This window comes from Nitratireductor mangrovi, assembly GCF_007922615.2.
Classification (GTDB): Bacteria; Pseudomonadota; Alphaproteobacteria; order Rhizobiales; family Rhizobiaceae; genus Mangrovimarina; species Mangrovimarina mangrovi.
Genome location: NZ_CP042301.2, coordinates 2239724 through 2259584 on the forward strand (window position 1 = coordinate 2239724; position 19861 = coordinate 2259584).

Here is a 19861-nt window from a genome sequence, read left to right on the forward strand (position 1 = left end):
ACATTGTAGACTTTGCAGACTTGAGCGCAAGCGCCTGATGTCGCCGCTGCCCGTTTTCCAGCGGCGCTGCGCTCTGCGAGAGGGAGGAAGCGATGGAAGCCGTCTACGTCGTCGGGGTCGGCATGACCCCGTTCGGCCGCATGCCCGACATGACCATCAAGGCGATGGCCCGGGCCGCGGTGGATCAGGCGCTCGGGGATGCCGGCCTTGGGCTGGATGCGCTCCAGGCGGCCTATTTCTCGAACTGCACGCAGGGTCACATGGAGCGGCAGCACATGATCCGCGGCGAGATCGTCATGCGCTCCATGGGCATCGGCGGCATTCCGGTCGTGAACGTCGAGAACGCCTGTGCCAGCGCGTCGACCGCGGTGAATCTTGCGGTGAATTTTCTCAGGGCCGGAGACGGCGACGTGGCGCTGGCGCTCGGCGCGGAGAAGATGTTCTCTGCCGACAGGGCGCTCATGTTCGCCGCCTTCGACAGCGCCTGGGACGTCGAGAACGATGCCGAGATCCGTGATCGGCTGATCCGCCTCGGCGAAGGCGTCGACGTGCCCGAGGGCACGACCTCGCCCAAGCCCTACAGCGCCTTCATGGACGTCTACGCTGCCTTCTCGCGGCTCCACATGAAGCGCTTCGGCACGACCCAGCGGCAGCTCGCCGCCGTGGCGGCCAAGAACCACACGCATTCGGTCCACAATCCGCTGTCGCAGTTCCAGGATGCCTACACGATCGACCAGATCCTCGCGGCACCGCCGATCACCTATCCGCTCACCCTGCCCATGTGCTCGCCCATCTCCGACGGCGCGGCCGCGGCCATCCTCGTCACGGAGGAGGGGATGCGGCGGCATGGAATCGATCGATCGCGCGCGATCAGGGTTCTCGCCAGCGTCATCCAGACCGGCAGCGACCGCGAGCCCGAGGAGGTCGAGAAGCACTGCACGGCGCTGGCGGCAAAGCGCGCCTACGAGAAGGCAGGGCTCGGGCCTGAGGACGTGTCGGTCGCCGAGGTCCACGATGCGACCGCGATGGGCGAAGTCATCCAGGTCGAGAACCTCGGCTTCTGCGATTTCGGCGACGGCGGCGTGATCTCCGAGCGCGGCGAGACGACGATCGGCGGCCGCATCCCGGTCAACCCGTCCGGGGGTCTGGAATCGCGCGGCCATCCGGTCGGAGCCACGGGTCTGGCTCAGGTCTACGAACTCGTCGCGCAGCTGCGCGGCGAGGCAGGGCCCCGCCAGGTCGAGAGCGCGCGCATCGCGCTCGCCGAGAACGGCGGCGGACTGCACGGCATCGAGGAAGCCGTGGCCTGCGTCACGATCCTCGCTCGATAGGATTGCTTGGGAGGACAGGATGAAGCTTCAGGACAAGGTCGCGCTGGTCACCGGCGCGGCATCGGGACTCGGCCTCGCCACGTGCAGGGCGCTCGCCGAGGCCGGAGCCCGGATCGTCGGGGTCGATCGCGACGAGGCCGGGCTTGCCCGGCTTGCGGATACGCTCGGCGGATCGGTGGCCGTCAGGACGGTCGACGTCGCCGACGAGGCGAGCGTCCGGTCGGCGATCGACCATGCCGTCGAGACGTTCGGCGCGCTGCATGTCGCGGTCAACTGCGCCGGCGTGGCGGACTCGGCCAAGACGGTCTCCCGCGGCGCGGCGTTTCCGCTGGCGACATGGGACAAGGTCATCGCCGTCAACCTGACCGGCACCTTCAACGTGATCCGCTTCGCCGCACTCGCGATGACGGCCAACGAGCCCGACGACAACGGCGAGCGCGGCGTCATCGTCAACACGGCGTCCGGTGCCGCGACCCAGGGCCAGGTCGGCCAGGCGGCCTACAGTGCCTCCAAGGCCGGCGTGATGGGCCTCACGCTGCCGGTCGCCCGCGACCTCGCCGAGCACGGAATCCGCGTGGTCTCCATCGCACCGGGCCTGTTCGACACGTCGATGGTCGCCGGGCTTCCAGAGACGGTCTCGCGGTCGATCATCGAACGCATGATCCTCTTCCCCAGCCGCATGGGCCAGGCCGGCGAGTTCGGCGGCCTGGTGCGCCACATCGCCGAAAACCCCTACATCAACGCCACGACGATCTCGATCGACGCCGGCGCCCGCATGATGCCGCGCTAGGAGCCGACCATGAGCATCAACGACTGGATCGCCCCGGACGCGATGAAGGGCAAGGTGGTCTTCATCACCGGCGGCGGCAGCGGCATCAATCTCGGCATCGGCAAGACCTTCGCCAGGGTCGGCGCCGACGTCGCCATCTGCGGCCGCTCGCTCGAGCGGCTCGAGGGCGCGGCGCGCGAGCTCGAGGCGCTCGGCGCACGGGTCAGCGCCAGCGTTGCGGACGTACGCGACTACGACGCGCTTGCCGCCGCGCTGGAGACCAGTCGCCGCGAGCTCGGCAGCGTCGACGTGCTGGTCTGCGGCGCTGCCGGCAACTTCGTCGCCCGCGCCGAAGCGATGAACGCCAAGGGTTTCCGTACCGTGGTCGAGATCGACCTGCTCGGCAGCTTCAACGCGTCCCATGCCGCCTTTGGCCAGTTGAAGGAGACGCGCGGCTCGATCCTCTTCATCTCTGCCGGACAGTCGGTCATGCCCTTCGTCGGCCAGTCGCACGGCGGCGCCGCAAAGGCCGGCATCGACAACCTGATGGCCAGCCTTGCGCTGGAATGGGGCCGCTTCGGCATCCGCTCCAATGCGCTCGTTCCCGGCGCCATCGCAGGCACGGAGGGCATGAAGCGGCTGGACGAGGCGGCCGGCGAGGATACGTGGACCTCGATGATCCCGCTCGGGCGCTACGGCGGAACCGACGAGGTGGGTGCGATGGCCGTCATGCTGTCGCTACCGCTCTCCTCCTACGTCACCGGCACGCGCGTCGTGGTCGACGGGGGCATGGCGCTGTCCGGTTCCGGTCTCTACAACCGCGCCGTATCACTGCCTGCGTTGGAGAGACTGACCAAGATGCCACCCCGATAAACGCGCTGCAAGCACCTGTAAGGCGAGAGAAGCTGCCCACCAGTTCCAAAGCATGCAACGGCCTCCCGGAACGAAAAGCAAATGTCGTCTCATGTTTCAAAGGCAGCATGAGAGCCAATTGGCATGCTGAAAACTCAGCAAGACAGCTTGGAAATTTCGGACAAGTGGAGACATGGGCCTGGGAATATATCGGATATACTCCGGGTCATACGTATTCACGGCGCGGAGTGATCGCTCCCAGGCTGTTGATCCGCTGTGATAGGGCTCGTTCATGAGCGCTTCGCCCTAAAACATATCTAGCGTATCGCGCAGAACGTCGGACTTTCTCTACGTCTCAACCACAGTCAGTCTGCATTTCGTCCTTCGCGGCATAGGTATGACCGCAAACACGGACGTCTGCTTTCTCTGGTTTGATCCCCAAGACCGGTCGGTCCGCTGACGGCCCCTTCCCGTCGTTTCGCTCCTCGTCGCTTTCCATTTGACTTCACCCGCAACGGAAGCATTGCTGTTCGGACGGTGAGCGCCGGTCGATTTGGCCCCACCGCCTTCTCCAGCCCGCGACTGCGGGCTTCAGCCAGTACGGGCGCCGGACGGTCCGGCTGCCTCAAGCTGAAGGAGAAGCATCATGCCACTCAACGACACCGACCTGACCACCACCACCAGCGGCGGGGACACGATGGCGCCGGCCTCGAAGCCGGCCGCCGAAGCGACCCCTCGCTCGGACGAGAGGCCGAAGAAGCGGCGCAGGTCGAAGCAGCAGGGCAAGCCTGGCGGCAAACCCGGCAAGGCGCACACCAAGGCTTCTGCAGCCGCATCGAATGGCAGGCAGAAGGTGACCAAGTCGGATGCCGTGCTCAAGCTGTTGAGGAGCAGCAAGGGCGCGACGATTGCCGCGATGATGGAGGCAACCGGCTGGCAGGCGCACTCGGTGCGGGGCTTCCTCTCGGGCACGGTCAAGAAGACGATGGGTCTGACCGTCGAGAGCGAGACCGGCAAGGAAGGCGCCAGGCGCTATCGCATCGTCGGCGAGACGAGGGCCGGCTGAAGCATCATGCGGGCCGATCACAAGCTGGAGCGGGAGGTCGCAGCAATCTGCGACCTCCCGCGAGAGGAACTGGTGGCGGCGTGGGTGAAGGCCCATGGCTGCCCGCCACCCAAGGGCGTCAAGCGTGGTCTGCTGGAACGATCCGCAGCCTGGCATCTGCAGGCAAGGCGGCTCGGCGGACTGTCGACGCATGCCCGCCGGGCGATCCGGCAATATACGAAGCAGAGGGAGATGGAACGCCAAGTGGCGAAGGGATCCGCTGGTGCCGACAACAGCGGTTGCGTCGCGTCGTCAGATCTTGTGAGGCCCAATTCGGTGGGCACGGCTGGATCGGCTGCAGCGTCCGCCGCTGCGATGATCAAGCCGCCGCCGGCACCGGGTACCCGGCTGATGCGCGAGTGGAACGGGCGCATGCATGTCGTCGACATCACCGAGGACGGCATCCTCTTCGACGGCAAGCTCTACCGTTCGCTGACGGCGGTTGCCAGGCGCATCACCGGCACCCACTGGTCCGGTCCGAGGTTCTTCGGGCTATGAGCGGCAACGGCAATACCGTCCGGCGCCTGCGCTGCGCGATCTACACCCGCAAGTCGACTGAGGAAGGTCTTGACCAGGACTTCAACTCGCTCGACGCACAGCGTGAAGCCTGTGCGGCCTACATCGCCTCGCAGGCATCTCTCGGATGGAAGCTCGTTCCAGACCGCTATGACGATGGCGGCATCTCCGGCGGCACGATGGAGAGGCCGGCACTTCAGAGATTGCTCACCGATGTGCGCGAGCGGCGCATCGACGTGGTGGTGGTCTACAAGATCGACCGGCTGACCCGGTCGCTGTCGGACTTCGCCAGGATCGTGGAGATCTTCGATGAGGCCGAAGCCTCCTTCGTCTCCGTCACCCAGCAGTTCAACACCACCACCTCGATGGGCAGGCTGACCCTCAACATGCTTCTGTCTTTCGCCCAGTTCGAGCGCGAGGTCACGGCCGAGCGCATCCGCGACAAGATCGCTGCTTCGAAGAAGAAGGGCATGTGGATGGGCGGCACCGTCCCGCTTGGCTACCGGGCTCAGAACCGCAAGCTGATCGTCCACGAACAGGAGGCCGAGATCGTGCGCTTCCTGTTCCAGCGGTATCTGGAGCTGAAGTCCGTACGGGCACTCTCCAAGGAAGCGAAGGCACAGGGCTACGCCGCCACGTTGAAGGAAACGGACGACCCGGTGCGCCTGCGCTCCTTCTGTCGCGGCAATCTCTATCACCTACTCTCCAACCCGATCTATGTCGGCAAGATCCGCCACCGCGATCAGCTTCACGACGGACAGCACGAACCGATCGTGGAGCCGGACGTGTTCGCCGAGACCCAGGCGCTGCTGGCGTCGCAGGCGCCGCAAAGAAGGAGTGCCACCAACAGCACTGGCACGCATCTTCTGACAGGCCTGGTGCGCGACGAGAATGGCGACGTGCTTCGCTCGGCTCACGCCAACAAGAAGGGCACTCGCTATCGCTACTACGTCTCCAAGGACAAGGTCGAAGGCAGCGACAACGCATTGGCCGGCTGGCGGCTGCCTGCTGCCCAGCTTGAATCAGTGGTTGAGCATCAGCTCACTCGGGTTCTGACCGACCGGGCGCAACTGTCTGGCTGGATTCAGGAATCCGCTTATACGAGTGACGTGGCGACAGCGCTCGATCGTTCGACTGCGCTGCTTGAGGGCTATCAGTCCGCAGTGCCGCTTGAAAAACTAGCCATGCTGCGTCACTTCATCCAGGCCGTGGAGCTTCTGCCGGGACAGTTGACCATCGTCTTCGATGTCGAAGCCCTGACCGACGATCTGACAGGCACGAGGGCGAGCACGACAGGTGCTGCCAACTCCACGCCACGGCTCGTTCGGATCGAATGCCCCTTCTCGCTTCGCCGACGCGGCGTCGAGCAGTGTCTGATCCTGCATGATCGGCAGGCTCGGGCTCCACGCCAGGACGACGCTCTCATCAGCCTTGTCCTGCGGGCACACCTCTTCCTCCGTCAGCTGACGGAAGGCGGCGGTCGCTCGCTGAGCGAAGTCGCCACGCTCAACAACACGGATCTATCCGAGGTCAGCCGGCTGCTTCCCCTCGCCTTCCTTGCCCCTTGCATCACCGAGACCATCCTCTCCGGCACGCAGCCGGAACACCTGACGGCCCAGCGCTTGTCCCGCATCAGCGACCTGCCCCTCTCCTGGGCACGGCAGCAGAGCCTCCTGGCCGACTGAGTGCCTCAGTCACTCGATCATCCAACCATCGCCGCCGCAAACGTTTGGACACGGAAACGACCCTGCAGAGACAAGAGCCGCGTTGTGCCACACAATTGGTGCCAATTGCGTCTCTGTCGCCAAACGTCGGCGACCACACCCGCGCAAGTCACGGAAAAGACGGGGCTATCTGGAGACCGCCGGAAACAGGCGAATGGCAGGAGACTGAGTGGTGGGCCCGGAGGGACTCGAACCCCCAACCAAGCGGTTATGAGCCGCCGGCTCTAACCATTGAGCTACAGGCCCCACGGCCCCGTGAATTAGTTGCTTTTCGTCACCGGCACAAGCGCGCGCCGCAATCCACCCACAATCGGCCCCTACCTCCGCGACAACGTCTTGAAACCGGAGTCGAACCCATGATCCGTGCCGCCCTGCCCCTCGCCTTCGCCGGCGCCCTGTCGCTCGCTGCCGCCCTGCCGGCAGTGGCCCAGCAGCAGCCGGCGCCGCGTATCCTCGTCACCGGCGAGGGCGAGGCGAGCCTGAAGCCCGATCTGGCAATGGTGTCGCTGTCGGTGATGCGCGAGGCCGAAAGCGCCCGCCAGGCGATGGACGCCAACAACGAGGCCATGGCCGCCGTCATCGCGGCGATGAAGGAGGCCGGCATCGCCGACCGCGACCTGCAGACGGCCGGCATCCAGATCCATCCGCGCTACGAATCGCGCAGCTACGATGACGGCCGCCAGACCTCCGAGATCGTCGCCTATCAGGTGACCAACACGCTGAGCGTCCGCGTGCGCGAGATCGACCGCGTCGGCGAAGTGCTGGACCGCGCCGTCACCCTTGGCGTCAACCAGGGCGGCGGCATCGCCTTCGGCAATGACGACCCCTCCGCCGCCATCACCGAGGCGCGCAAGGCCGCGGTCGCCGACGCACTCGCCAAGGCACGCACGCTCGCCGAAGCGGCTGGCGTGGCGCTCGGCCCGGTGGTGGAAATCAACGAACAGAATTCCGGCCCGTCGCCGATGCCGTTCAAGGCCCGCGCCGAGGCAATGGGCGCGGCTCCGGTCGAGGCCGGCGAGAACACCTATACCGTCCAGGTCAATATGAGCTTCGCCATCGGCGGCGAATGAGCCGCCGCAACTGAAACGAAACCGCCGGCGGAGCGATCCGCCGGCGGTTTTGCGTCAGGCCGGTCGCGGCGAACCGCGAAACCAACTTACCAGTTCAGGACCGGGCAGTGCGGCGCGCGCGCGAAGACGATGTTGACGCGGTGGCCAAACTTGCGGCCGCGCACCTTGATGATGCGATGGTTGGCGCGCACGACACGGGCATGGCGCACACCCATGTGGCGCGCCTTGTTCACCGCGCGCCACGGCGTGCAGCCGCGGCGGAAATGCCGGCCCTTGCCCCAGCGCCGGTCACTATGCCAGTGGCGGCCACCATCGCCGAAATACATCGAGAAATGGCCACCGGAGCCGCCAAAGCCGATCGACAGCCCGTCGGCCTGTGCGGTGCCGGCGGTCGCGCCGATGGCACCGACGCCGATCATGGAGGCAAGGGCGGCGGTCTTGAGGAAACGGAACATGGTCTTACTCCTGCGGGCGGTTTCGGGGTCGGTGTTGTTGTCGCCGAGGCGATAGTCCGAAAATGCCAGCCGCAGCCTGAACCCCGGGCGAACCGCCCGTTCATGCCACATTCATCAACAAGGCAGGTGTTTCAGGCGTCGAGGCGCCGCATCCAGTATTCCATCGGCTTCGCGGTCTCTGCCGTCTCGCCGATCTCGCGCCAGGAAAACTCCGTCACCAGGCCGGGAATGCGGGCGTAACCGCGCCGGCGCCAGAACGTATCAAGCGGTTGATGACCGGCCGGCCGCGCCGGATGGTCGGGTGGCCGTACCACGGCGGAAAAGACGCAAGCTTGAAAGCCGAAGCCGCGCGCCGCCTGCTCGCGCTCCTCGAAAAAGCGCACCCCGACGCCCCTGCCCCGATACGGCGCCAGAAGCACCGACTCGCCAAGATAGAAAAACTCCTCGACCTTCAGCCCGCGCTCGGCGAAGGGCCGCGCAAACGCGTCGAAATGCTGCGACAGTGGTGCCGCCGTCGCCGCGCCGACCAGTTCCTCGCCATTGAAGGCGCCGATGATGACCGCCTTGTCGGCGGCGAAATAGGTCGCAAGGTAACGTCGCTCGTAGTCGGCGTCGCCGTCGTAGAGATAGGGATAGTCGCGAAAGACGGTGATGCGCAGCCGCGCCAGATCGTCAAAGCGGGCCTTCGCCTCGTCCTCGCCAAGCCGGCGGACCTCGAGACTCATGCCTTGGTGACCTGCGCGATCCAGTCGGTGAGGTTGTAGTAGGTCGTCACCCGCGAGATGCGGCCGTCGTCGACCTCGAAGAAGATGCCGGCCGGCAGCGAGTAGGTCTGGCCGTTCGCCTCCGGCAGCCCCTCGGCGGTCGCCAGGTAGGTGCCGCGCACGGTGAATTCGGCCGCCGCGCGCACACCGCCCTCGCCGACCATGATCGCGATGTCCGAAAGCTCCTCGCGGTAGTGTCTCCCCATCATGCCGAGGAACCAGCGGAACTTCTCGACGCCGATCTCGCGTCCGCCCTGATTGATGTCGTGCGCGACATCGTCGGAAAGCAGCGCCAGCATGGCCTCGTTGTCGGCCGCGTTGAAAGCTTCGAGATAGCGCTCGACCAGGCGGCGGGTTTCGGCTTCGCTCATTCTTTGATCCTGTCGCTGAAGGTTTTGGCTGAACGCGCGGCCTCGCCCTCGGTTGCAAGAGCTGCGAAGCGATCGCCGGTGACAGCGAAGGCGACCACCTCGGCGCGCACGTCGGCCACGGTCCGGTAGAAACGCTCGGCGCGTTCGTTGGTCTTCTGCATGGTGAGCCACAGATGCCCGCAGCCTTCGGCGCGCGCCGTCGCCGCAGCGGCGGCCATCAGCTTTTTCGCGACGCCGCCGCGACGAAACTCCGGCTTCACGTAGAGGTCGGCGACATAGAGTCCCCGCGAGGCATGGCCGGACTCGAACGCCGGCAGCAGCGAGATGTAACCGGCGATCTCGCCGCAATCGGCAATCAGAACCTGTATCGGCCCGTTATCGGCCAGCATCTCGGCACGCACCATCTCGACCGTCAGCAGATCGTCGGGTTCGCCATGGCCGCGCGCCAGCGCGCAGGCCATCGCAAGAATCTCGTCGGCATCGTCGTCACGCGCCGGGCGGATGAAGACGGCCGTCACGGCTCGGCCTCCAGCATGTGGTCGAAATAGGCCTCGACCTCGGCCAAGTCGTCTTCCGAGGCGGTGACCTTGCCGCGCACGGAGATGCCGGCCTCGTGCACGCTGTCGCGGCGCCCGGAAACGAGCGGGTGCCAGGAAAAAAGGTCGCGGCCCTCGGCCACCAGCCGGTAGGCACAGGTCGCAGGCAACCACGACAGCGTCGTCACGTTTTCCGGCGTCAGCCGCACGCAATCGGCCACGCGCTCGAGCCGGTTTTCGTAGTCGGTACAGCGGCACAGCCCCGCGTCGAACAGTCGACAGGCGACGCTGGTCCAGTGGATCGCGCCGGTGTCCTCGTCCTCGAGCTTGGCCAGGCAGCACTTGCCGCAGCCGTCGCAGAGCGCTTCCCACTCCGCCGCGGTCATCTCGGTCAGTTGCTTGCGCTTCCAGAACGGCGTCGACATCGCGGCGGTTTCGCGCCTCAGGCGCAGATCGTCAAGCGCCGAGACGCCATGCGATGGAACCAACCGCCGCCCACCGGGTTCTTGTCGGGAAGGGATTTGACCAGAGGAACCAGCCACAAATGACGCTCCACGCTCGCATTCTTGCCGGCAGCACCGCGCTCGCGCTGCTGCTGGGCGTCGCGCCGGCCTACCCCGCATCGGCGACCTACGACCGCATCGAGACCGCCCGGCCGACCGGCCAGCTGCTGCTCGCCCAGAACGACAACGCCGCCGAGGAGGCGGTGAAGGAAGAGCTTCCCCCGAAGGAAGACGCGCCCGCCGCCGAGGAGGCCGCGCCGGCGGCCGAGGAGGCGCCCGCCGCTCAGGAGCCCCCGCCGGAAGCCGCGCAACCCGCCGACAAGCCGGCAGCCGAGGCGCCGACCCCGGAGGTCGCGCCCGAACCCGCCCCGAAGCAGCAACAGCCGACGCCGGAAGCCGCTCCCGAGCCCGAACCGAAGCCGGAAGCCGCCGAAGAGCCGGCAGCCACCGCGGAGCCGGCGCAGGCCCAAGAAGCCGAACCGGCGGATGCGCCGGAACAGCCTGTCGTCGAGGAGATAACCCCGGAGCCGGAACCGAAACCGGCCGAAGAGCAGCCTGACGCGGCCGACGACGCGCCCGCGGATGCGGAGCAGCCCGCGGCCGAACCGGCTGAACAACCGGAGGCCGAGGCCGAGCAGCCCGCCGCCACCGAGGAGCCCGCCCCGGCGGATGATCCCGAAGAGCCCGCCGCCGAGGAACCTGCCGCCGAAGAACCGGCCATGGAGGAGCCCGCAGCCGAAGAGCCCGCCGCCAGCACCCCTGCCGAGGAACCGCCGGCCGAGGAGCCTGAAACGGAGGCCGCGCAGCCACCCGCCGAACAGCCTGACGCGGCGGCCGGAGAACCCGCCGAGCAGGCCGAAGGCGAACCGGCACAGGACGGCAACGCCGCGCCGATCCTCGACAGCGCCAAGGAGCAGCCTGCCGAGCAGGCAGTCGGCGAACCGTCCGCGACCGATCCTGCTGCGCCGGCCGACGAGCAGACCGCCGCGCCGGCCGGGGAGGAAAACGCGCCCCCGCCGGAGACCGACGCCGCCGCCCAGGATGAGGAGGCCCGGCCCGAACAGCTGGAATCGGCGATTGCCGAGGAAGGCGAACGCGTCGAGCGCCAGGAAGCCGGCGAAGACCGTGAACGCCGCCGCGAGCGGCCCGAAGGTGCCGAGGTCGTGCGCGAATTCGGCGACCGCTTCGTCATCCAGTTCAACAACCAGACCTTCGTGGAAAGCTCCGACAGGCCGCGCCTGCGCCGCGACGCAAGCGAGGTCTATTACGAGCGTCTGCCGCGCGGCCGCGAGCGCGAGGTGATTGTCCGGCCCAATGGCAGCCGCATCGTCACTATCCGCAACCGCTATGGCGACGTGGTGCGCCGCTCGCGCATCACGCCGGATGGTCGCGAGATCGTGCTCGTCTATGTCGACGAGCGTCATTACGAGCGCGTGCGCGACTGGCGTGATCCGGGCGCCGACCTGCCGCCGCTGCGGCTGAGGATTCCGGCGCGCGACTACATACTCGACGCCCGCCGCGTCGAGCGGCCCGAGACCTACTACGAGTTCCTCGACCAGCCGCCGGTCGAGAAGGTACGCCGCCTCTATTCCATCGACGAGGTCAAGCGCTCCGCCCGCATCCGCGACACGGTGCGCCGCGTCGATCTCGACACCATCACCTTCGAGTTCGGCTCGGCCTCGATCGCCGAGAGCGAGGTCGCCCGGCTGGAGGGCGTGGCCACCGCCATCGAGCGCCTGCTTGAGGAAAACCCCGGCGAGACCTTCCTGATCGAGGGCCACACCGACGCCGTCGGCTCCGACCTTGCCAATCTGGCCCTGTCGGACCAGCGCGCCGAGGCCGTGGCCGTGGCGCTCACCAACGTCTTCGGCATCCCGCCGGAAAACCTGGTCACCCAGGGTTATGGCGAGCGCTATCTGAAGGTGCGGACCGAGGAGCGCGAGCGCGAAAACCGCCGCGTCGCCATCCGCCGCATCACGCCGCTGGTGGCCCCGGTCGCGCAGGCCAACTGACCCTACCGTCCGATCCTCTGGACGTGAAGGCCCGGCCACCACGGTCGGGCCTTTGCGCGTCGATCCGCGCTGATCCGGATCAATGTCGCTCCGCCCCGTCTCCTGCTATGGAGGCACGATGCGCAAGACCAGCGGAGCCACACCCCTTGCCGCGCTCGACGCGGTGGCGCTCGACACCGAGACGACCGGGCTCGATGCGGCCGCCGCGCGCATCGTCCAGCTCGGCGCCGTGGCCGTCGCCGCAGGCAAGGTGAAGCACGATGACAGCTTCGAGATGCTGGTCGACCCGCGCATTGCCATTCCCGGCGCCGCGACCCGCATCCACGGCATTACCAACGCCATGGTGCGCGACGCCCCCGCCTGGCCGCGCGCCGCCGAAGCACTTGGCGCCTACGTCGCCGGCCGCGTCGTCATCGGCTACTCGATCGGTTTCGATCTTGCCGTCATGGCCGCAGAGGCCGAGCGCGTCGGCATCGTCCTTGACAAGGCGCGCACACTCTGCGTTCGCCTGCTCGCCACCGTCGCCGGTGCACGCCTTCCCGACAATTCCCTCGACACCATCGCCGCCTGGCTCGGCGTCGCCGTCGAAGGTCGTCACAGCGCCCTCGGCGACGCGATCGCCGCCGCCGATATCTTCGTCGCGCTTCTGCCGAAGCTTGCCGGGCGCGGCGTCAGAACGCTGGCCGAGGCCGAGCGCGCCTGCCTGTCGCTTGCCGGCGAGCTTGACCAGCATCACCGTGCCGGCTGGGCCGCGCCCGTCTCCCGGCCCGACCGCTTCGCCAGCCGCCAGGCCTTGGGCGCGGTCGATCCCTTCGCCTACCGCCATCGCATCGGTGAACTGATGAGCGCTCCGCCGGTGGTGGCGCGCGAGCGCGACACGCTGCGCGATGCCATCGCGCAGATGGTCGGACGCGGCATCGGCGCCCTGCTCGTCTCGGCCGACGGCGAACCCGGTGCACTGCTGTCGGACTACGCCATCGTCACCGAGCGCGACGTCATGCGCCGCATCGCCGCGTCGGGCGCCGACGCCTTCACGCTTCCCCTCGGCGAGATCGCCAACCGGCCGGTCAAGAGCATTCGCGCCGCCGCCTTCGCCTACCGCGCCATCGGGCGCATGGACCGGTTGAAGGTCCGCCATCTCGCCGTGCGCGACGAGGATGGCCGTCTCGCCGGCATCGTTTCGGCGCGCGACCTCCTGCGTCTGCGCGCCGGCGCCGCGATCAGCCTCGACGACGACATCGAGGCGGCGGGCGACGCGGAAGCAATGGCCGCCGCCTGGGCGACTTTGCCGGCCGTTGCCCGCGGCCTGATCGAGGAGGAGATCGACGCCCGCACGATCGCCGAGATCGTCAGCGAGGAATTGCGCGGCCTCACCCGTCGCGCCGCCGCCATCGCCGAGACCGAAATGCTCGCCGAAGGGCGCGGCGCCCCGCCCTGCCCCTACGCGGTCATGGTGCTCGGCTCGGCCGGGCGCGGCGAAAGCCTGCTCGCCCCGGACCAGGACAACGCCATCGTCTTTGCCGAAGGCGAACCGGGCGGTCGCGAAGATCTCTGGTTCGCAGCCCTCGGCGACAAGATCGCGACCATGCTCGACGCCGCCGGCGTGCCGTTCTGTACCGGCGGCGTGATGGCGAAAAACCCCGAATGGCGTGGTTCCTCTGCCACCTGGAGGGAGCGCATTGCCAACTGGATCGCCCGCTCCCGGCCCGAAGACCTGCTCAATGTCGACATCTTTTTCGACATGGTGGCCGTTGCCGGCGAAGCGCGGCTGGCGAGTGAGCTTTTCAACCTCGCCTACGAACTCGGCAGCCGTCACACGGAGTTCGCCAAGCTGCTCGGCGAGCGGCTCTTCGCGCGATCCAGCCCTTTCACCCTGCTTGGCGGCTTCCACACCCACGAAGGCCGCCTCGATCTCAAGATGTTCGGGCTCTTCCCGGCCGTCGCGCTAGCGCGCACGCTGGCGATCCGCCACGACATCCGCCTGCATTCCACTCGCGCCCGGCTGGAGGCGCTGATCGGCAACGGGATCGGCGGCGAAGCCGACCTCAACCGCGTCATCCGCGCCCATGCCCTCATGATGCGGCTGCTCCTTGCCCAGCAAAGTCGCGATCTCCTGGCCGGCATCCCCGCCTCCAACCGCGTCGAGACCGCAGCGCTGTCGCGCGACGAGCAGGCCGAGCTGAAAGCCGCACTGAAGACAATTCAGATCGTGCCCGACCTCGCGCGCGACCTGATGTTTGGCTAGATAAGGTTGACAATCCCCGCTCAGATCGACTGCATCAGTCGTGACGAGATCTCCACGATATCGCGCGCCGCAAGCGACAGCGGCACATGCTTTCGTGTCATGATTCCCACCGGCAGCGGCGGCGGCAGGTCGGGCACCTGCAGCTGATGCAGGCCTCTTCCCCATAGCGAAACGTCTTCGAGAATCTGGGTCGGGCAGAAGCTGATCAGGTCCGTCGACCGGTTCAGCACGGCGTGCAGGAAAGGCGACCGACACAGCATCGGCGGGTGCGCGAGCCGCACCCCCTTGTCTTCGAGCCAGTCGAGTGCCGCCTGGTCGGCGCCGCCGGGTACCGGACTGAGCAGCCAACGCTCCCGCGCCAGTTCCTCCCAGCTGACCGGGCGGCGGGCAAGGCGCTCCGAGCCGCTGACCGGCGCCAGCAGGATTTCGCCCATTGGCCGGAAGTCGAGGTCAGCCGGCAACGCCGCGGGTGTCGCCATCCCGAGCACCAGGTCCAGCCGGCCGTCGATAAGCCGCTGGACCGCGTTCGCCATCGTCCCGATATCGATATCGAGCTGGCCATACGGATGCCGGCGCTCGAATTCCTGAATGATGCCGGTGAGCTTGGTCACCGCGACGACCGGGGTCACCGCGATGCGCGCGCTCGCCACGGCCTGCCCCGAGAGCCGACGCACGTCCTCTTCCGCCCGGCGCAGGCTGGCAACGATCAGACGCGCATGCTCCAGCAGTGCACTTCCGGCCGGGGTGAAGCGCGTCCCGCGCGTTTCGCGAACCAGAAGCCGCGCTCCGGTCTGCGCTTCCAGTTCCCGCAACGCTTTGGTCAGCGCACTCTGGGTCAGGCCCATGCTTCGCGCCGCGCCACGGATCGAGCCAGTCTCGGCAAGTGCGATCAGCGCCTTCAATTGCTGCGTTTTCATGTCACCTGAACGCTATTGGTTGTCGCTCGGCAACTTTATGCGTCTGGCGCGGCCTCCGCCAGTGTGGCTGGCTCACGACGTGAACGACCTGTTCATGCGCGGCCCACGGCGTGCGCGATCCACGGCTTCAACCCCCAAGAGGAAGGTATGCATGCGACAGCTTCGTATCCCCAGATCGGCGGCGATAGTGCTGACCCTGGCACTCGGTAGTCAGGCAGCCGCGGCGTCCACCGATGACGACTCCCGTTGGCTGACGCCAACGATGATCACCGCGCGCGCGCACATGTTCGATGCCGCGCTCAACTATCTGACGTTCCAGCACATGGACCAGATGTTCGCGACCCGGTCGGTCGCCGCTGACGAGGCTGTCTGGAATCTGCCGTCGAAGCCGATCTCGCTTGAAGGCGAATACTCTTTCGGCGAGGAGACGCTCGATCTCGACGGCATTCTGGAAGCCACCGCCACCAACGCACTGGTCGTGGTGAAAAACGGCAATGTCGTTCATGAAACCTACCGCAACGGCAGCGACGAGAACACGCGCTTCCTCACCTTCTCCGTGGCGAAATCCTACGTGTCGACCCTGATCGGACTGGCACTCGCCGACGGCGCTATCAGGAGCCTCGACGACAAGGTCACCGACTACCTGCCCGAGATGAAGGGCACCGGTTATGATGGACCGACGGTGCGTGATCTCCTGCGCATGCGCTCAGGCGTGGACTGGCTCGAAGTCTATGAGTTCGGCAGCGACACCCAGCTGACCCAGGTCCATGACAACGCGCTGGTCGCCTACAAATATCGCTGGTGCGATTACGCGGCAAAGGAATCGGTCCCCGGACCGAACGCGCCCGGCGCCGCCTTCAACTACGCAACGCTCGACACCAGCGTGCTCGGCTGCATTCTCGAGCGGACCGTCGGCAAGACCGGCGCGCAATACATGTCGGAAAAGCTCTGGAAGCCGGCAGGCATGGAAAGCGACGCCTACTGGATCATGGATGGTCCGGATTCGGTTGGCCGGGAATTCTTCGGCGCGGGCCTCGCCGCCACGGCGCGCGACCATGCCCGGTTCGGCCTCATGTTCCTCAATGGCGGCAAGGCGAATGGCAAGCAGGTCGTGCCTGCCGACTGGGTACGCGAAGCGACCGTTCCCGACGAAGGCTACGAACCGGCCGGTCCCGAGGAGCCGCTGGGCTATCAGTATCAGTGGTGGACGTTCCCCGGGTCGGACGCTTACGGGGCGCTGGGCCTCCATCACCAGTACATCTATATCGACCCCGCCAACGACCTCGTCATCGTGAAGGCGAGCTACACCGCCGAGCCGGTGGGCCGTGACGAGGAAAATGCCGAACTGTTCCGGCAGATCACCGAGAAACTGGCCAACGAATAGCTCCAGGACACTTGGACGCGGGTTTCCGTCCGGATTGCGCCGAACCCGCAGCCCCTCGACGTTTTTTGCAACGTTCGGCGGCTCCAGGGCTACGAGTGCGGCGTTCCGCACCTGTCAGCGGCGCGAGCAGGCAGCATATGGGAAGGCGGGGTCGCGTGACCCCGCCTTTCGTCGTTGCACCACCGCCTCGGCGCCCGCCTTCGACACCGACCAACATCATTGATGCATCGGCAGCGGTTTCTGGGCTAGGTTTGCCCCGGGGCCGAAAAGACCGGAGTGCCGTGCAGGTGACCCTTGGCGTGCAGCGCAGACTGGCCGCGATCCTCGCAGCCGACGTGGTCGGATACAGCCGCCTGATCGAGCGCGCCGAACAGCGCACCCTGGCGCGCATGAAGGACCTCCGCGCCCGCATCATCGATCCTTTCGTGGCCGCTCATGGCGGCCGTCTCGTCAAGGAAATGGGCGATGGCTTCCTGGCCGAGCACGGCAGCGTCGTCGAGGCCGTCCTGTGCGCCGTCGACATCCAGCAGGCCCTGCTTCGTGAGCCCGGCGCCGACAACGACGAGGACGTGATCCGCTATCGCATCGGCGTCAACCTCGGCGACGTTGTGGTCGAGGGCGACGACCTTTTCGGCAACGGCGTCAACATCGCCGCGCGGCTGGAAAAACTCGCCGAGCCGGGCGGCATCTGCGTCTCGCGCAGCGCCTTCGAAAACGTCCGTGGCCGGGTCGACATCGCCTTCGACGACATGGGCGAACAGGCGCTGAAAAACATCTCCGAGCCCCTGCGCGTCTTTCGCGTGCGCCCGCAGGATCAGGGCAACGCCGCCGGGGCGGGGAAGCGGTTCGCCTACCGCAAGCCCTCGCTGGCCCTGTTGCCGATCGAAAATATCTCCGCCAGCCCGGACCTTGACGCGTTCGCGGCCGGCCTGTCGGAAGACCTGCTCGCCGGCCTGGCCGAGAATTCGGAACTCTCCGTCACATCAAGAAGCAACTCCTTTTCCTTCGCCGGCAGCGGAGTGGGCACGCAGGAGCTTGCCCGCCGCCTGGGTGTCGACTGCATTCTCGAAGGACGGGCTCAGGGAGCCGCAGGCCGCCTGCGCGTCACGCTGCAGCTGACCGACGGCGCCACGGGCAACGTCGTCTGGGCAGAACGCTTCGACAGCGACATCGCCGACCTGTTCGAACTGCAGGACCAGATCGTCCACAAGACGCTCGTCGGCATCCGCTCCAAGCTGGTGTCCGGGGATCAGGCCCGCATCGCGGCAAACGGCACCCGGAACCTCACCGCCTGGCTCAGATGCAACGAGGCGTTCGAGGAATGGGCAAAGTTCTCGAGCGACGCCAATATCCGCGCCATCGGCCTATTCGAGCAGGCGATCGCGGCCGATCCCGGCTGGTCGCACCCGCACGCGGGTATCGCCGCCGCCTACAAGGAATCGGCCAGTCGCCGCTGGTCGTCCTCACCGCAGAAGGACCTTCTGCAGGCCGCCTCCTATGCCGAGCGCGCCATCGAACTGGGACCGGACAACCCTTCGGGCTATGGCTATCTGGCAGCGGTCCGCATCGAGGAAGGCAATCTCGAGGAGGGCGTCAGGCTCGCAGAAAGAGCCGTTCAGGTCGCGCCCAACGACTTTGCCGCGCTCGCCATGCTCGGCTGGGTTCTGCCTCGAACCGGAGAGCTGGCAAGGTCGCTGGCGGCATTTGCCAAGTCGCGAAGGGTTCGCCCGACACCCTCCGGCGCCATCCTTGCCAACGAAGCCTTCGTCGCCCATCTCGCCGGGCAGAAAGAGCGGACACTGGATCTGTTGCGGCAAAGCCTGGAGCGCACCGACATCGTCGACGCGCATGTGCGGCTGGCCGCGATCTACGCCGACACCGGCCGCGCCTCCGAAGCCCGTGCGGCCATCGCCGGGATCATCGCCCGCCAGCCGGACGCCACCATCGAGGAATACACCGAAAACCTGCCCTTTCCCGACGCCGAGAGGCTCGCATGGTATCGAGGCATGTTGCGCGAGGCGGGATTGCCGGCGCGGACCTGATCGTGCCGACGCGTATCGACGACATCAGGGTCAGCCCTCACGTCATCCTCTCCCGATCCGCAACGCGGCCGCGAGGCTGCCGATGCCGGCGAGCGCCATGATGGCACCCATCGGCCATGGCGTCCCGTCGGCGAAAACCCCCACCAGCGCCGACCCGGCCATGCCGCTGCCATACTGGATCGCGCCGATCAGCGCCGAGGCTGCCCCGGTCCGGGTGGTCACACTCGACAATGCACCCGCGACGGCGTTGGCGAGGATGAAGCCATTCATCGAGCCGAACAGGAACGCCGCTGGTGCCAGTGCGTAGATACCGCCCCACCCGGTCGCCGCCACAAGCGCCGTCGCGAACCCGCTGGCCGCCGCGCCGCTTGCGCCTGCCACAAGCATGCGCGTGGTGCCAAGCCTGGTCACAAGGCGCGCATTGACGATATTGGCGACCATCAGGCCGGCCACGGTCGCCGCGAACAACGCCGCGTAGAGCTGCGGTGAAAGACCGTAATAGTCGATATAGGCAAACGGCGTGCCGGCGACATTGGCGAAGACGCCGGCATAGAAGAACCCGATCGCCACGGCGTAGGCGACGAAGCCGCGATTGCGCAGGAGGTCACGGTAACCGGCCATGACCGGCCCCGGCGCAGCGGCGACTCTGCGCTCCGGCGGCAGGGTTTCGGGCAGGGTCGTGACCGCTGCCGCGGTCAGAAGGCCGATGGCGACCAGCGTCCAGAAGATCGCCTGCCACGAGGCGTATTGGAGGATCTGCGCGCCGATGGTCGGGCCGAGCAGCGGCGCGGCCGCCATCACAGTCAGCAAGGTCGACAGCAGCCGTGCCGCCTCGTCGCGCTCATGGAGGTCACGGATCATGGCGCGCGCCAGCGCCACACCTGCGCTGGCGCCCAATGCCTGCACAACGCGCCAGCCGATGATCTGCCAGGCATCGGTCGAAAGTGCGCAGCCGCCTGACCCGATCACGAAAACCAGCACGCCGGCGACCAGCGGCCTGCGCCGGCCACATCGATCGCTCAGTGGTCCCCAGAACAGCTGCCCGAACGCAAAACCGGCCAGATAGCCGGAGATCGTCCATTCCAGCATGCCTTCGCCGGCTCCAAGCGCGGAAGCCATGGCCGGCAAGGCCGGCAGGTAAAGATCGGTCGAGATCGAGGCGAATCCGAGCAGCACGCTGAGAACGGCGAGAAACCACAGGCCCTGCCGCGTGCCGCCCGGAGGCATGCCGGCTGTCATGGGTTGCGCGCCACTGGCGCAGTCAA

18 protein-coding genes and 1 tRNA gene are annotated in these 19861 nt (G+C 67.0%); 11 read left to right on the forward strand and 8 right to left on the reverse strand.

Translation table 11 applies throughout. The features are described from left to right. The first annotated feature begins 92 nt into the window (after positions 1-92). From FQ775_RS10975 to FQ775_RS11000, 6 genes are all read left to right on the forward strand, one after another. On the forward strand, positions 93-1331 hold the full coding sequence (locus tag FQ775_RS10975; protein ID WP_146299219.1) for a thiolase family protein: 1239 nt from the start codon (positions 93-95) through the stop codon (positions 1329-1331). Positions 1332-1350: 19 nt separating this feature from the next. After that, on the forward strand, positions 1351-2121 hold the full coding sequence (locus FQ775_RS10980; protein ID WP_146299220.1) for an SDR family NAD(P)-dependent oxidoreductase: 771 nt from the start codon (positions 1351-1353) through the stop codon (positions 2119-2121). A gap of 9 nt (positions 2122-2130) precedes the next feature. Continuing rightward, positions 2131-2973: an SDR family oxidoreductase gene (locus FQ775_RS10985; protein WP_146299221.1), complete on the forward strand. Its 843-nt coding sequence runs from the start codon at positions 2131-2133 to the stop codon at positions 2971-2973. 625 nt (positions 2974-3598) lie between these two features. Next, positions 3599-4018 (forward strand): DUF3489 domain-containing protein, encoded by a 420-nt coding sequence (locus tag FQ775_RS10990; RefSeq protein ID WP_246730327.1) that lies wholly within the window; start codon positions 3599-3601, stop codon positions 4016-4018. A gap of 6 nt (positions 4019-4024) precedes the next feature. Beyond that, positions 4025-4555 (forward strand): DUF2924 domain-containing protein, encoded by a 531-nt coding sequence (locus tag FQ775_RS10995; RefSeq protein ID WP_146299222.1) that lies wholly within the window; start codon positions 4025-4027, stop codon positions 4553-4555. After that, positions 4552-6258, forward strand: coding sequence for a recombinase family protein (locus tag FQ775_RS11000; protein ID WP_146299223.1), 1707 nt, complete (start codon positions 4552-4554; stop codon positions 6256-6258). The genes FQ775_RS10995 and FQ775_RS11000 overlap by 4 nt, the downstream gene beginning before the upstream one ends. Positions 6259-6467: 209 nt before the next feature. Here FQ775_RS11000 and FQ775_RS11005 read toward each other — a convergent pair. Then, positions 6468-6543, reverse strand: a tRNA-Ile gene (locus FQ775_RS11005). Between the two features lie 110 nt (positions 6544-6653). Here FQ775_RS11005 and FQ775_RS11010 point away from each other — a divergent pair. Continuing rightward, a complete protein-coding gene (locus FQ775_RS11010) occupies positions 6654-7367 on the forward strand; it encodes an SIMPL domain-containing protein (protein WP_146299224.1) in 714 nt (237 codons plus the stop codon). Between the two features lie 86 nt (positions 7368-7453). Here FQ775_RS11010 and FQ775_RS11015 read toward each other — a convergent pair whose 3' ends face one another. The 5 genes from FQ775_RS11015 to FQ775_RS11035 form a co-directional block, all read right to left on the reverse strand. Then, entirely contained in the window at positions 7454-7822 is a 369-nt protein-coding gene (locus tag FQ775_RS11015; RefSeq protein ID WP_146299225.1) for a hypothetical protein, read from the reverse strand. A gap of 131 nt (positions 7823-7953) precedes the next feature. Next, positions 7954-8547 (reverse strand): GNAT family N-acetyltransferase, encoded by a 594-nt coding sequence (locus FQ775_RS11020; protein WP_146299226.1) that lies wholly within the window; start codon positions 8545-8547, stop codon positions 7954-7956. Beyond that, entirely contained in the window at positions 8544-8957 is a 414-nt protein-coding gene (locus tag FQ775_RS11025; RefSeq protein ID WP_146299227.1) for a ketosteroid isomerase-related protein, read from the reverse strand. The genes FQ775_RS11020 and FQ775_RS11025 overlap by 4 nt, the downstream gene beginning before the upstream one ends. Continuing rightward, the gene (locus FQ775_RS11030; protein WP_146299228.1) at positions 8954-9475 is read right to left on the reverse strand and encodes a GNAT family N-acetyltransferase; all 522 of its coding nucleotides are present in this window, start codon (positions 9473-9475) and stop codon (positions 8954-8956) included. The genes FQ775_RS11025 and FQ775_RS11030 overlap by 4 nt, the downstream gene beginning before the upstream one ends. Continuing rightward, complete coding sequence (locus FQ775_RS11035) at positions 9472-9918, reverse strand: YcgN family cysteine cluster protein (protein ID WP_146301901.1); 447 nt, start codon at positions 9916-9918, stop codon at positions 9472-9474. Before FQ775_RS11035 ends, FQ775_RS11030 begins: the two co-directional genes overlap by 4 nt. A 119-nt stretch (positions 9919-10037) precedes the next feature. Between FQ775_RS11035 and FQ775_RS11040 the strand changes: the two genes are divergently transcribed. Together FQ775_RS11040 and FQ775_RS11045 are read left to right on the forward strand one after the other, a co-directional pair. Continuing rightward, on the forward strand, positions 10038-12008 hold the full coding sequence (locus FQ775_RS11040) for an OmpA family protein (protein WP_146299229.1): 1971 nt from the start codon (positions 10038-10040) through the stop codon (positions 12006-12008). 118 nt (positions 12009-12126) lie between these two features. Beyond that, a complete protein-coding gene (locus FQ775_RS11045; RefSeq protein ID WP_146299230.1) occupies positions 12127-14253 on the forward strand; it encodes a DUF294 nucleotidyltransferase-like domain-containing protein in 2127 nt (708 codons plus the stop codon). Positions 14254-14273: 20 nt separating this feature from the next. Here FQ775_RS11045 and FQ775_RS11050 read toward each other — a convergent pair whose 3' ends face one another. Then, positions 14274-15155, reverse strand: coding sequence for a LysR family transcriptional regulator (locus FQ775_RS11050; RefSeq protein WP_167812898.1), 882 nt, complete (start codon positions 15153-15155; stop codon positions 14274-14276). A 166-nt stretch (positions 15156-15321) separates the two neighbouring features. Here FQ775_RS11050 and FQ775_RS11055 point away from each other — a divergent pair, with 166 nt between their 5' ends. Next, positions 15322-16554 carry a serine hydrolase domain-containing protein gene (locus FQ775_RS11055; RefSeq protein ID WP_206064861.1) on the forward strand — a complete coding sequence of 411 codons (1233 nt, stop codon included), beginning with the start codon at positions 15322-15324 and terminating at the stop codon, positions 16552-16554. 281 nt (positions 16555-16835) lie between these two features. Continuing rightward, complete coding sequence (locus FQ775_RS11060) at positions 16836-18596, forward strand: adenylate/guanylate cyclase domain-containing protein (RefSeq protein WP_167812900.1); 1761 nt, start codon at positions 16836-16838, stop codon at positions 18594-18596. 42 nt (positions 18597-18638) lie between these two features. Here the strand turns inward: FQ775_RS11060 and FQ775_RS11065 are convergent, their stop codons facing one another. Beyond that, positions 18639-19835, reverse strand: coding sequence for a multidrug effflux MFS transporter (locus FQ775_RS11065; protein ID WP_146299233.1), 1197 nt, complete (start codon positions 19833-19835; stop codon positions 18639-18641). Between the last annotated feature and the right edge of the window lie 26 nt (positions 19836-19861).

Excerpts from the sequence above, each read along its gene's own strand:
- FQ775_RS11055 (WP_206064861.1), top strand. The coding sequence starts at position 15,322 with ATGCGACAGCTTCGTATCCCCAGATCGGCGGCGATAGTGCTGACCCTG.
- FQ775_RS11010 (WP_146299224.1), top strand. The coding sequence starts at position 6,654 with ATGATCCGTGCCGCCCTGCCCCTCGCCTTCGCCGGCGCCCTGTCGCTC.
- FQ775_RS11015 (WP_146299225.1), bottom strand. The coding sequence starts at position 7,822 with ATGTTCCGTTTCCTCAAGACCGCCGCCCTTGCCTCCATGATCGGCGTC.
- FQ775_RS11045 (WP_146299230.1), top strand. The coding sequence starts at position 12,127 with ATGCGCAAGACCAGCGGAGCCACACCCCTTGCCGCGCTCGACGCGGTG.
- FQ775_RS10980 (WP_146299220.1), top strand. The coding sequence starts at position 1,351 with ATGAAGCTTCAGGACAAGGTCGCGCTGGTCACCGGCGCGGCATCGGGA.
- FQ775_RS10985 (WP_146299221.1), top strand. The coding sequence starts at position 2,131 with ATGAGCATCAACGACTGGATCGCCCCGGACGCGATGAAGGGCAAGGTG.
- FQ775_RS10990 (WP_246730327.1), top strand. The coding sequence starts at position 3,599 with ATGCCACTCAACGACACCGACCTGACCACCACCACCAGCGGCGGGGAC.
- FQ775_RS11000 (WP_146299223.1), top strand. The coding sequence starts at position 4,552 with ATGAGCGGCAACGGCAATACCGTCCGGCGCCTGCGCTGCGCGATCTAC.
- FQ775_RS11020 (WP_146299226.1), bottom strand. The coding sequence starts at position 8,547 with ATGAGTCTCGAGGTCCGCCGGCTTGGCGAGGACGAGGCGAAGGCCCGC.
- FQ775_RS11025 (WP_146299227.1), bottom strand. The coding sequence starts at position 8,957 with ATGAGCGAAGCCGAAACCCGCCGCCTGGTCGAGCGCTATCTCGAAGCT.
- FQ775_RS10975 (WP_146299219.1), top strand. The coding sequence starts at position 93 with ATGGAAGCCGTCTACGTCGTCGGGGTCGGCATGACCCCGTTCGGCCGC.
- FQ775_RS10995 (WP_146299222.1), top strand. The coding sequence starts at position 4,025 with ATGCGGGCCGATCACAAGCTGGAGCGGGAGGTCGCAGCAATCTGCGAC.
- FQ775_RS11065 (WP_146299233.1), bottom strand. The coding sequence starts at position 19,835 with ATGACAGCCGGCATGCCTCCGGGCGGCACGCGGCAGGGCCTGTGGTTT.
- FQ775_RS11035 (WP_146301901.1), bottom strand. The coding sequence starts at position 9,918 with ATGTCGACGCCGTTCTGGAAGCGCAAGCAACTGACCGAGATGACCGCG.
- FQ775_RS11040 (WP_146299229.1), top strand. The coding sequence starts at position 10,038 with ATGACGCTCCACGCTCGCATTCTTGCCGGCAGCACCGCGCTCGCGCTG.